A 12,413-nucleotide genomic window follows, 5' to 3' on the forward strand; every position below is an offset into this window, starting at 1 on the left:
ATGATGCATGTATTCCTTATACATACCTTAATGGGTTTTATAATTGATTTGCTGGTGGGCGATCCCCCCCGTTTACCCCACCCGGTTGTGTTTATCGGTCGGGGCATAGCCCGTCTGGAAAAATTGGCCCGGTGCATTACTTCATCGCCGGGGGGACTTAAAGCTGCGGGTGTGGGTATTGTCATTGCGATTGTAACGTTTAGTTTTGGCATTACTTCGCTAATTATGTGGGCGGCCTGGCAGGTCAGTTATTATATCTACTTGCTTTTAGGAGCCTGGATTGTTTCCACTACCGTAGCTGCCAGGGGCCTGGCCGAGGCGGCCGGTGCTATACGGCAGTTGATATCGGAGGGTGATAAGAATGCAGCTCGACAGCAGGTAGGTTGGATAGTGGGTCGGGATACTAAAACAATGGACAGGGGGCAAATGGTACGGGCCACTGTGGAAACGGTAGCAGAAAATATAAATGATGCTGTGGTGGCACCGCTTTTTTATGCTTGTATTGGTGGGCCGGCCCTGGCCATGGCTTACCGGGCGGTGAATACGCTGGATTCTATGCTGGGTTATAAGAATGATCAATACCTATATTTAGGTTGGGCGGCGGCCCGGCTGGATGATTTAGCAGGTTATATACCGGCCCGTCTGACGGGCCTGGTGCTGCTGCTGGCTGCCTGGCTGTCAGGTCGTGATTGGCGGCGGGCCATTAGGGCGTGGCGCAGGGATGCCGCCCGGCATCCCAGTCCCAACAGTGGCATACCGGAATCGGCCATGGCCGGGGCTATACACGTCAGGCTGGGAGGACACAATGTTTATAGCGGGGTGGCATCCTTTCGCCATTATATGGGCGATCCACTTGAGGATCTCAGGCCGGATCATATTGCCCGGGCCGTGGATATGCTTTACTTGGCTTCAGTACTTGCTGCGCTGTGTCTGCCGGTCCTGGCCTGGATAGCGCTAAAACTATTACAAAATTAAAGTTTTCCGTCGTGCTGGAGTTGATTATAATTATCAAACAGCGGAATCTGGCTCTGTGCTACGGCGTGAGTTAAATATGATAAATAATTTTCGGAATAATTTTAGTAGAGGGTGATGGGTAATGCCAGATTTCCCCCGCATAATGATTGCCGGCACACACAGTGGAGCGGGTAAGACCACCATTGCCACTGCGGCAATGGCTATGCTCCATGCATCCGGTATGCGGGTTCAGCCGTATAAAGTCGGGCCTGACTATATTGATCCCGGCTTTCATCATGTGGCCACCGGGCGGATTTCCAGGAATTTGGATACCTTTTTTCTGGGTGAGGACGGCATTAAAGAGGTGTTTACCCGGTCGGCTGTGGGTGCGGATATCAGTGTCATCGAAGGAGTTATGGGCTTGTATGACGGTATAGGCTCTAGCGACGAAGGTAGTTCGGCCCGTGTGGCCCAAATACTAGAATGTCCTGTGATACTGGTAATGGATGCCCGGTCTATGGCCCGCAGCGCCGCAGCGGTGGTATGGGGCTATGCAAATCTGCCGGGTGGTGTACCCCTGGCTGGTGTTATTATAAACCGGGTGGGCAGTGCCCGGCACCTGGCCATCTTAACCGAGGCTATTGAAACCAAAACGGGTATACCTGTACTGGGGGGAATATTAAGGGAAAACGATTTGCACATGCCTGAGCGTCATTTGGGGCTGGTGCCCAGTTTGGAGAACCGTGAACTGCAAGAGGCAATGCATTTATTAGGGCAGCGGGTAGCACGGGGTATCAATATGGAAAAATTGGTTAATTTGGCCCGCAGTGCCCCCGCGCTGGCAGCCCGGCAGCGTATTTTTGCGGTGGAAGCGGGCGTGCCTGTGCAATTGGGCATTGTTAAAGACAGTGCTTTTAACTTTTATTACCAAGATGGGCTGGATTTACTGGAGGCAATGGGTGCCGAGTTGGTGTACAGCAGCGCCCTGGAAGATCAATCACTGCCTGATGGATTGGATGGCCTGTACATAGGGGGTGGCTTTCCCGAAATGTTTATCGAACAATTATCTGCCAATACACCTTATATTGGCGATTTAAGGCACCGGGTGGCCAATGGTATGCCTGTGTACGCCGAATGTGGCGGATTAATGTATCTCTGTGATGGGATAACTGATTTTTCAGGGCGCCGTCTAAGCGGTGCCGGTATACTACCTGCTCATTGCAAGATGGAGAAAAAACGAGTGGCTTTGGGTTATGTTAAAGCGAAAGCGCTGCGGGATAACCTCCTGGTAAAAGAAGGCACCGAAATACGGGGTCATGAGTTTCATTACTCGACGGTCACAGAACAGGGTTTAACTCCGGCATTCATGTTGCGCAAACCAGGAGAGTCTGTGGGACGATCGGACGGTCACGCCCGTGGTAACGTGCTGGCCACTTACCTGCACGTTCACTTTGCGGGTTTGCCCATTGCCGCCCGGGGATTTTTAAATTGCTGTGCTTTGTATAGCAGGACAAGGAAGAGGGTGGAAATTTGAAAACTTTTTGTTTTGCCCTCCAGCACCTGACTAGAATAAATATCTATAAAGGTGATTTTGATGAAGCGGCTTTTGGCCGGGCAGCGGTATTTTTCCCTTTAGTGGGGTTGTTGCTTGGTGTATTGCTACTATCAGCCCAAATGTTATTGTCTTATATCTTTCCGGTGCCCCTGATTGCTGGTATGCTGGTGGTGCTGATGGTCATTATGACCGGTGGTATGCATCTGGACGGTTTTATGGATACCGTGGATGGTGTTTTCAGTGGGCGACCGCGGGCAATGAAACTGGACATTATGCGGGACAGCAGAGTGGGTGCCTTTGGTGTTCTGGGATTGGCCTGTCTGTTACTGCTGAAGTATAATGTATTTTTAACAGTTGCAATACCCCTTATATACCAGGCCATACTGCTGGCTTCAATACTAAGCCGGTGGTCCATGGTATACGCCATTGCTTGTTTCCCCTATGCCCGTAAGGAAGGACTGGGTACGCTATATAACAGGTATACGGGTAAGCGGGAGTTATTTTGGGCTACCGGCAGTACAATAATAATGGTTGCCCTGGTAGCCTGGGCGGCCGGCTTGATTTTGTTATTGGCCGCGTGGGGTTGGGTGCACTTAATGGGCAGCAGGCTGACCGGCGATTTGGGCGGCCTGACCGGCGATATATACGGTGCCACGGCGGAAACCACTGAGCTGCTAATTTACCTGGCAGTAATACCCCTTTATGGATACTGTTCATGGTTGTTTAGTGTTCCGTGGTTATAAAATATAACACTAAGGAGCTATATAATGATACATACAGAATACAGGCATGGTGGAGATGTATTTGGTGCCGCCCGCAGTATGCGTTGCAATCCTCGAGAAATTTATGACTTTAGTGCCAACATCAACCCGTTGGGTACTTCCCCTATGGCCCTGGCGGCAATAGCGGATAATCTGGATTTGATCAGACATTATCCCGACCCGCGCTGTGCGGAGCTGCGTGCGGCCCTGGCCGGGTATCTCAATGTGGCGCCTGAAAAAATGGTGCTGGGCAATGGTGCAGCGGAATTGATATATCTTTTGGCCCGGGTAATGAATTTTCGCAGGGCGGTGGTTACCGCACCTACCTTTGTGGAGTACGGTGCGGCAATTACCAACGCTGGGGGGGCATTGTTCGAAGTGCCTTTGTTGGAGGAGGAGGGATTTACGCTGCCGGTGCCCCGTATTAAAAAGGCACTGTGCGGTGCCGATGTGGTATATATTTGTAATCCTAACAATCCCACTGGTGGAGCGGTTAAAAGGCCGATTATCCAATCAGTTATTGAGTATGCCCGGTCCCATGATGCCGCTGTAGTGGTGGATGAGGCTTTCGTCGATTTTCTCCACCACCAGGAGCAGTATACAGTGCTCCCTTTGCTGGGTGATTATCCTAATTTAATTGTACTATACTCTTTAACCAAATTTTTTGGCATCCCAGGCCTGCGGCTGGGAGTATTAATGGCTGATGATCAAATTATTAAGAGTATTGAAGCTGCCAAGGATCCGTGGAATGTGAATAGTTTGGCACAAATCGCTGGCACGGCCGCCCTGGCGGATGATGAATATATGGCCCAAACCCGGGAGTTAATTTGGCGGGAGAGGGACTTCTTACATCGAGCGGTTTCATTGATACCCGGCCTCAAAACCTTCGCCGGGGAAGCAAATTATTTATTGGTTAAAATTCAAGACTCTGTAATATCTTCTACTCAGTTGGCGGCCCAAACTGCAAGGCATGGTGTGCTGGTAAGAGATTGCGCCAGTTTCAGCGGGCTGGGTAACAAATATATACGGGTGGCGGTGAAAACAAGAGCGGAAAATGCAATATTATTGAATGTGCTCAGAGAGATTATGAAAGGGGCAGCCAATGGGTAGTCGTTTGTTTTTTGTTAGACATGGTGAAACTATCTGGAATAAAGAAACCCGATTGCAGGGTTGGGCGGATGTTTCTTTAAGCGAGAAGGGTATTGAACAGGCTGAGGCATTAAGCAAGCGACTGGCGGGGCAAAATTTTGCTGCTTTTTTTTCTAGCAGCCTTGCGCGGGCGCGGGAAACGGCCGCAATAATAGCCAGGCCGCATAATAAGCCTGTGCAGGTGGTTTCAGATTTACGTGAACTGAATTTCGGGCACTGGGAGGGGCTAACCATAGACGAAATCAGGCAAAAATATCAACAGGAATCTATGGCTTGGTGGTCTAGACCAGTGGAAACCAGGGTGCCGGGAGGCGAAACGCTGGGAGAAATGACTAAACGGTGTGTCCGGGCAGTTAAAAATATCGTGGAGCAATACCCGGAGAAACATGTACTGGTGGTGGTTCATGGAGGGGTTATTAAGAGCATAGTAGCCACTGTGCTGGGTATGGATTTAAACCAGTACTGGCGTTTGCGCCAGGACAATGCTTCCCTGTCTATAATTGATTATTACCAGTGGGATAAGGCTATACTGATGTTGTATAACGATTGCAGTCATCTGGCACCGGGGCAATTGCCACCGGAATAAATATATTTTATTAATATAACCGGGGTTGCCCGGCTTTTTTTTATGAACACCGATTTGATGAATGTTGCCGTGGGATTGGGCTTGATAATGTATTTGTTCTTACTTGATCATTACATACATATATTGGGATAGGGGTGTCCTTTCATTTTATTATAGCATGGTAAAACATGTATATTTTAATTGTGAATGATGAGAGGAGAATCATGGATACGTTTATCAATAAAACGGTGCTGATATTTTTCACCGCCCTTGGCATCATGCTCGGTGCGGCCCTGGTGGGCGCTTTAGGTGCTGTTTTGGTTAGGGAGCCGCCCGTGGGTACTATGTTGAAACTGGCCAAGGAAATTAAGATATGGGCCATTGTAGCCGCCATCGGCGGCACTTTTTCCACATTTGAAGTGCTGGAATCCGGTCTTTTTCAGGGTGAGGTGCGGGCAGTTATCAAGCAATTAATTTATATAACCAGTGCTTTAGCCGGTACCCAAAGCGGTTATTATTTATTATTAGCCCTGTCGGGTGAAGGACAATGAAAAAACGACTATTATTTGGATTAACGGTTTTTTTGCTTGGTATGATCGTTGGTGCTGCTTTAACGGGAGTTTTTATAGGTAAGCAGATTGATGATTTGTATATTAAAAACCAATCCCTGGCGGACAGCCTGGCGGTTACCGAGAGAGAATTGGAACAACTGCGACAAGCCAGCGAAGCAATGCATACCAGGATGGTAACCAAAATCAGTACCCGCATTAACTTTACTGATGAATGCGACTACTCGGAGTATGAGCGCAGCACAATTGAATTGACGGTGGAGAAGAAGGTCAGGGAATGGTTACAGGTTATTTCCGGTCAGGAACTGGAAACCATTAATTATTTGCTGGTGCCTCGGATTGTAGATAACCGTGAAATAGAGGTAGAGGGTAAAAAAATCCGATTAAAGGTTCTGCTGGTGGTGTTATCGGAACATGTCATTGTTTATTTAGAAATAATACCCATACAAAACATGGTATAATAATGAAAATACCTGCTGGGCACAATACCTAAAAAAAGGGGTGTCTTTAGCAGTGGAAGAATACATTCGTTCCAGGGTGCCCTGGAGTACGGAACCAAGCTTGAAATTCAAGGCCGAGGAGGTTGGCATCAATTTTGACGATTTCATAGCAGACTTAAAGGAGGGTAAGTCTGACATGGAAATTGCCAAGGAATTTGATGTTACAGAAAAACTAATTTATCACCTTCGCGACCATTTCATGCGCTATGGTTTGGGGCATATCATGGGACAGGATTAAAAAATGCCCGCGCGGGTTAGTTTTTCATGGAAATGTCAATAAATTGGTCCCCTTATAACCACACGTTGTGCTATAATAAGCAGATATATTAATAGGACATTAATTGAGGGGAGTGAGGGGACATATATCCCGATAAATTTAATAAAGTAGGACTAACTTTTGATGACGTACTATTGGTACCGTCGGTCTCAGAGGTATTGCCGCGTGATGTGGATACTTCCACCCGGTTGACTAAAAGTATTAGGCTTAACATTCCCCTGATGAGCGCCGGTATGGACACCGTTACCGAGTATCGCATGGCCATTGCCATGGCCCGGGAGGGCGGCGTTGGTATAATCCATAAAAATATGCCCATTGAGCGCCAAGCGATGGAAGTGGACCGGGTGAAACGTTCAGAACATGGCGTAATTTCCGACCCCATTTATTTATCTCCGGATAGTTCTATTAGTGAAGCTCTGGCATTAATGGAGCGTTACCGTATTTCTGGGGTGCCCGTTACCGTCAATGATAAACTAGTGGGTATTTTGACCAACCGGGATCTGCGGTTTGAAAAGAATTTCCAGCAAAAAGTGGGTAATGTTATGACCAAGGAAAATCTGATCACCGCACCGGTGGGTACTACCTTGGAAGAGGCCAAGGAAATTCTACAAACCTACAAAGTTGAGAAACTGCCTATAGTAGACAATGATTTTAACTTGCGGGGTTTAATTACCATTAAAGACATTGAAAAAGCCCGCCAATTTCCGCTATCTGCCAAGGATGCAGGAGGCAGGTTACTGGTGGGTGCTGCTGTGGGAGTTACCGCTGATACAATGGAACGGGTTGGCACGCTTGTAGAAGCAAGGGCGGATGTGGTTGTCATTGACACCGCCCATGGACATTCCCGCGGTGTGTTGAATACCGTGCATGATGTGAAAAATAAATTTCCCGGCCTGGCTATTGTAGCAGGTAATGTTGGTACTGCCGAAGGTACTCGGGACTTAATTCTAGCAGGCGCTGATGCCGTTAAGGTAGGTATCGGCCCTGGTTCCATTTGTACAACCAGAGTGGTTGCGGGGGCAGGTGTGCCACAAATAACGGCCATTTATGATTGCGCCCAGGAGGCAGCTAAATATGATATACCCATAATAGCAGATGGTGGTATAAAATACTCAGGAGATGTTACCAAGGCTATTGCCGCCGGTGCCGATGTGGTCATGCTGGGCAGTTTACTGGCGGGTACGGAAGAAAGCCCGGGGGATATGGAAATTTACCAGGGACGAAGTTATAAAGTTTACCGGGGTATGGGTTCTCTGGGTGCCATGAAGGAAGGTAGTAAGGACCGGTACTTCCAGGAAAATCAAAAGAAACTTGTTCCCGAAGGGGTTGAGGGTAGAGTCCCTTACCGGGGCACCCTGGCTGATACCGCCTACCAGCTTATTGGTGGACTGCGAGCCGGTATGGGGTACTGTGGTACAGCCAACATAGAAGAATTAAAGAATAAAGCTCAGTTTATTCGTATTACCCCTGCCGGATTACGGGAAAGCCATCCCCACGATGTGGTAATTACTAAGGAGGCCCCCAACTACAGCTTGCGTTGATACTCATAGCATATGGTTTTTTGGACTTTTTGTGTGCGGATGTAAATGCACAAAAAGCCCCTGGTATAAAGCACCAGGGGCTTTTTGTAGTATACGGGTCAAATCAACGTAATCCGAGGTACAATAATTTAATGAAAGTTAAAAATGCTACCCCCGCAAAATTTCATATCTTCAAACTTTTGAATAGCTTCTTCTGTTACCCGAGGCCCTATCCGGGCCATCATTACGTTGGCGATATGTTCAATTATTTCCGGGTCATCTGTGGGAACTCGCACCAGGCCGACGCTGCCAAATAACTTACTTAACATTTTCTGATATTGCCAGATATCCAGTCCGGTGTTTTCAAGATCCCAGTGCCAGCAGAATTCAATGGTAATAACAATTTTTTCATCCATAATAGGATTGGTAAATGCTAACTGCATAAGTTTTTTGCCCACTTTATACTTGCGCCAGGCCGGGCTTACTTCGATTGCCCCCAGCTCCAGAATACTTTCATGCTTGGACCAGCGGCTGTATTTATCAGGATTGTGGAATGTGACATAACCCACAATAACATTCTGATGGCGGGCAATATAAACCATTCCATCAGAGGAGGCCGCTATATCAACCAGTGCTTTGTGTTGTTTATGTGGTTCGCGAAAAACGTACATATCAGGCGATATATTCAGTTGGGAGATGTAATCCGGTTGCACAGGACCTTCATAGGTCAGCTGATTGTTAACTGATTCTTTTCCCGAATCTGTTTGATTAGCCGAAACCAACTTAACCACCTCTTTAAAATGAGCATGGATTATTTATCTAATTATATGGTAGTAAGTGCCCACGAACAAGTAAAAACTTCAGGAAAAAATTAGAAAAATTTTTATTATCAGGAAGGATATTTAAAAAAAAAGATGAAGTATATACCTTAGGAAATATTTGTAAAATATAATCTTTCTTAAGGTGGTGCATAAAATGAGCGGTAATTTAAATTCTCTTACCGATGTACTTAAAAAAACCTTGTTTTTCTTTGAATCATTATCCGTGGCAGAATTGACTCCCTACGTTCACAGACAGATGTTGGTGGATTACTCACAGGATCAGGTGGAGGAAAAAGTTTGCTTATGTTTGGAACAGCATAAATGTTTCGAAAGCAGTGATGGTTACATATGGGTTTTGAACCTGGAGGGAAAACGGGATAATGACCAATTGTATAATCTTTTACTGAAGAAACAAAAACCCCTTAGTACAAACGAACTATCCAAGAGCGGTTCAAAAAAGAAAAAAAGCAAAACGGTGGCGGAACAGGCGGAATTAATCAATGACGGCAGGTTTATTCAACTGGCCAATGGTCAGTGGGGATTGACTGAATGGGAAGTGGAAACGGAACATTATTCTCTAAAACATTTAGTTATTAAAGCATTAAAGATACATCCTACAGGGTTGTCGCTGGCCCAATTAACTGATGTGGTTGGCAAATGGCGACAAACAGGGCAAAAAGAAATACAGGAGGTATTGAAAAAGTTCCCTTATTTTGATGAGATCGGCAACGGGGTATGGTGTTATAATTCAGAAGCCAGAGTTATTTATGACCGTATAATTAAGAGATATTTAGAAGCTATCAAGCGACAAAGAGATCGTTGGAACCGGGAACGGTATAAATGGTCTCTCAAAAACGCTGGTTTACAGAAACAACTTGAGGAACTGTCCTCAGCACATCGTGAGGCCGCTGCCGCACTAGCCCTGCGTCAGAACGAGATAGGCAGATACGAGCAAATGACCACCCAGATGGCTGAAAAGGACTTGTTGCTGGCGCTAAGAAAGAAAGAAATATACCGTTACAAGGAACATTTGCAGAAATTAGAGGCTAAGGCCAATAGCATATTGTACCAGTGCAGGCTGTGGGTGGCCAGATTTAAAGAAAAGGAAAAAGAGAATTTAAAAATACAACAATTATTGAATATGAATCAAGCCAGTCAGGAGACATTGTTCAGTAAGCTGCAGCAGTATAAAGATCGGGACCGTGAAAATAAAGCCAGAATAATTGAAATGAAGGAAAACCATGCCAACCGGGTTGCCGAGCTGCAAACCGAGATTGTTGAATTAAAGCAGAAACTGGAAAGATTTAAAGAAAACGCAGACCAGGAACAGAAAATTTGGCGGGAAGAAATTAATACATTGAGCGCTGATCTAAAGCATTCCATGGCTGAGAGTGAAAGGCTCGGCAATGCACTGCGCTTGGCCCAACAAGAGTTGGTCCAAATGAAGAATGAGTATAAGGCACTGGAAGGCCATTTAACCCATCCCTTGGTGAAGATGGTTGCCAGGTTGGTGAGCAGGTTTAAAAAAAATACTCGGCAAGCGATTTCTTAAGAGATACCTGGTGGTATCTCTTTTGAATTTAAACCGGCTGTGTTATTATTTATAGTGTAAATTTACTGAATATTAATGATCCTGTCAGATGACTTCAAGGGGGTTTGTATTAATTGTCGAATGCAAATGATTATTCAATTATATTGCAAAACCGGGTCCTTGTTGATGTTAACATTAACCCGATGAGTCAGAAAAGGTATATCGAACTTGAACAGCCAAGTTTACAAAACAATCAAGCTGATGTGGACAGGCTGGTGGATGTATTGCAAAAATGGTATCCGGACCTGTCGGTTCCGCTACCATTGATGAATAAAATTAGCGATATATTACGCAAAAGTGACTGGCGGGTCACCGTCACAGTGGCTCGCTTGGGCCTCACCTGGCAATTGATTGATATCGAGCCGGGTAATGTAGTTAGTCGACAATTAGGCCTGGCCTTCGATATAGGTACAACAACCGTGGTGGGTTACCTGGTGGACTTGCTGACTGGCCAGGTGATTGATATGGCAGCTGATTTTAACGGTCAGGTAATTTATGGTGCGGATATACTAACCAGAATTTATCTGGCTGGTACTGTCGAAGGGAGATTGCAGCTGCAACAAGCAGTGGTTGGTACATTAAATAATATTGTAGAGCGCTTGGCATCCAAGCAAGGGGTCGAGGGCAGTGCCATCAGTGCTGTTACCGTGGGGGCTAACAGTACTATGGTACATCTGCTGTTAGGTCTTGACCCCTCCCGTATTTGTATGGCTCCATATATCCCGGTGGTTAATTTACCAGGCTATATCAGTGCATCAGCCATTGAATTGGCTGTAAACCCCCTGGCCCCGCTTTACTGTTTGCCCAGTGTGGGCAGTTATGTCGGGGGTGATATAGTGGCCGGTATACTGGCCGGTGGATTGCATAAAAAGCCCGATTTGGCTCTGTTTGTGGATATTGGCACCAACGGTGAGATGGTGCTGGGCAATAACGAATGGTTGGTGGCCTGTTCCGGTGCCGCCGGTCCCGCACTGGAGGGTGGTGTTGCTCGGGATGGCATGCGAGCTGAGCCGGGGGCTGTTTTTCAAGTAAAGATTGACCCTGAGACCTGGGATACCTCGTATAAAACCATTGGCGGGCAAAAAGCTCTGGGTATTTGCGGTTCCGGGCTGGTGGATTGCCTGGCTGAATTATTGCTTGCCGGTATCATAGACCGGGCGGGTAAGTTCAGGGATGGTAAGAAAGAATTTGTAGTTGTTCCGGCCGCAGCATCAGCCACAAAAAAGGATATTGCCTTTACCCAAATAGACATTAATAATATTATGCGTACCAAAGGAGCGGTGAATGCGGCCCTGGAGGTGCTCCTGGAAAGTGTTGGCTGTCAGATGGCTGATATTTCTACGTTTTATGCTGCCGGTGCCTTTGGCCAGTACCTGGACCTGGAATCAGCCATAACCATAGGTTTATATCCCGACCTTCCCCGGGAGCGCATGATTCGCCTTGGTAACAGCTCAGGTGAAGGGGCCAGGTTGGTGCTGTTATCTGAAGAAAGCAGGCTGGAGGCGGAACAAATAGCCCGCAACATAACGTATTTTGAACTTAATGCTAACGAAGTATTTATGAATAAATTTGTAGGCAGTAAATTTTTGCCTCATACTAATTTAGATTATTACCCTACGGTAAAGGAAAAAATGAGCCAGCGGGGGCTGCTGCGGGACTAAAAGGGATCACTGGAACATAGATCTGGAACATAGATAATGAATAACCGCCCGGGATAACCGGGCGATAATTTATTATATATTGACATTGGTGTTTATCCATTCCACAATTGTTTCAATGGTCGTTCCGGGAGTGAATACTTCTGCTGCAAAGCCGCCTTCTTTAAGAGCCTTAACATCAGCTTCGGGTATTGTACCGCCACCCATGACCATGATATCATCAGCCCCGTTTTCCTTGAGCAGCTCACAAACTCTGGGAAATAAAGTCATGTGTGCACCGCTTAAAATAGAAAGGCCTACGACATTCACATCTTCCTGAATGGCGGCCTCCACTATTTGTTCGGGTGTTTGGTGCAGGCCGGTATATACTACTTCCATGCCGGCATCCCTGAGTGCGCGGGCAATTACCCGGGCACCCCGGTCATGACCGTCCAGGCCGGGTTTAGCTACCAGTACCCTAATTTTCTTAGCCATTGGTTTTGCCTCCCTTTAT

General features: G+C 46.7%; 13 protein-coding genes. 11 read left to right on the top strand and 2 right to left on the bottom strand.

All coding sequences use genetic code 11. From position 1 onward, the window contains the following. The 9 genes from cbiB to guaB all read left to right on the top strand — a co-directional run bounded on the left by cbiB (window position 1) and on the right by guaB (window position 7,871). Window positions 1–975 carry an adenosylcobinamide-phosphate synthase CbiB gene (gene cbiB / locus DESGI_RS09005; RefSeq protein ID WP_157872758.1) on the top strand — a complete coding sequence of 325 codons (975 nt, stop codon included), beginning with the start codon at window positions 1–3 and terminating at the stop codon, window positions 973–975. A 121-nt stretch (window positions 976–1,096) separates the two neighbouring features. Next, a complete protein-coding gene (locus DESGI_RS09010) occupies window positions 1,097–2,488 on the top strand; it encodes a cobyrinic acid a,c-diamide synthase CobB (RefSeq protein WP_006522522.1) in 1,392 nt (463 codons plus the stop codon). Then, the gene (gene cobS, locus DESGI_RS09015) at window positions 2,485–3,252 is read left to right on the top strand and encodes an adenosylcobinamide-GDP ribazoletransferase (protein ID WP_006522523.1); all 768 of its coding nucleotides are present in this window, start codon (window positions 2,485–2,487) and stop codon (window positions 3,250–3,252) included. The genes DESGI_RS09010 and cobS overlap by 4 nt, the downstream gene beginning before the upstream one ends. A gap of 24 nt (window positions 3,253–3,276) precedes the next feature. After that, the gene (gene cobD, locus DESGI_RS09020; RefSeq protein WP_006522524.1) at window positions 3,277–4,380 is read left to right on the top strand and encodes a threonine-phosphate decarboxylase CobD; all 1,104 of its coding nucleotides are present in this window, start codon (window positions 3,277–3,279) and stop codon (window positions 4,378–4,380) included. Continuing rightward, window positions 4,373–5,005 carry an alpha-ribazole phosphatase gene (gene cobC / locus DESGI_RS09025; RefSeq protein ID WP_006522525.1) on the top strand — a complete coding sequence of 211 codons (633 nt, stop codon included), beginning with the start codon at window positions 4,373–4,375 and terminating at the stop codon, window positions 5,003–5,005. Before cobD ends, cobC begins: the two co-directional genes overlap by 8 nt. Window positions 5,006–5,208: 203 nt before the next feature. After that, a complete protein-coding gene (locus tag DESGI_RS09030; RefSeq protein WP_006522526.1) occupies window positions 5,209–5,535 on the top strand; it encodes a YtrH family sporulation protein in 327 nt (108 codons plus the stop codon). Next, on the top strand, window positions 5,532–6,014 hold the full coding sequence (locus DESGI_RS09035; protein ID WP_006522527.1) for a sporulation membrane protein YtrI: 483 nt from the start codon (window positions 5,532–5,534) through the stop codon (window positions 6,012–6,014). The genes DESGI_RS09030 and DESGI_RS09035 overlap by 4 nt, the downstream gene beginning before the upstream one ends. Window positions 6,015–6,066: 52 nt before the next feature. Next, window positions 6,067–6,291: a helix-turn-helix domain-containing protein gene (locus tag DESGI_RS09040; protein ID WP_006522528.1), complete on the top strand. Its 225-nt coding sequence runs from the start codon at window positions 6,067–6,069 to the stop codon at window positions 6,289–6,291. Between the two features lie 122 nt (window positions 6,292–6,413). Next, the gene (guaB, locus tag DESGI_RS09045) at window positions 6,414–7,871 is read left to right on the top strand and encodes an IMP dehydrogenase (protein WP_015617956.1); all 1,458 of its coding nucleotides are present in this window, start codon (window positions 6,414–6,416) and stop codon (window positions 7,869–7,871) included. Between the two features lie 128 nt (window positions 7,872–7,999). Here the strand turns inward: guaB and DESGI_RS09050 are convergent, their stop codons facing one another. Beyond that, window positions 8,000–8,632 (bottom strand): GNAT family N-acetyltransferase, encoded by a 633-nt coding sequence (locus tag DESGI_RS09050; RefSeq protein ID WP_006522530.1) that lies wholly within the window; start codon window positions 8,630–8,632, stop codon window positions 8,000–8,002. A 193-nt stretch (window positions 8,633–8,825) separates the two neighbouring features. Between DESGI_RS09050 and DESGI_RS09055 the strand changes: the two genes are divergently transcribed. After that, the gene (locus DESGI_RS09055; protein ID WP_006522531.1) at window positions 8,826–10,223 is read left to right on the top strand and encodes a coiled-coil domain-containing protein; all 1,398 of its coding nucleotides are present in this window, start codon (window positions 8,826–8,828) and stop codon (window positions 10,221–10,223) included. A gap of 113 nt (window positions 10,224–10,336) precedes the next feature. After that, entirely contained in the window at window positions 10,337–11,923 is a 1,587-nt protein-coding gene (locus DESGI_RS09060; protein WP_006522532.1) for an ASKHA domain-containing protein, read from the top strand. A gap of 72 nt (window positions 11,924–11,995) precedes the next feature. Here the strand turns inward: DESGI_RS09060 and icmB are convergent, their stop codons facing one another. After that, window positions 11,996–12,394 (bottom strand): coenzyme B12-dependent isobutyryl CoA mutase small subunit, encoded by a 399-nt coding sequence (gene icmB / locus DESGI_RS09065; RefSeq protein WP_006522533.1) that lies wholly within the window; start codon window positions 12,392–12,394, stop codon window positions 11,996–11,998. Window positions 12,395–12,413 lie beyond the last annotated feature (19 nt).

This window comes from Desulfoscipio gibsoniae DSM 7213, assembly GCF_000233715.2.
Classification (GTDB): Bacteria; Bacillota; Desulfotomaculia; order Desulfotomaculales; family Desulfallaceae; genus Sporotomaculum; species Sporotomaculum gibsoniae.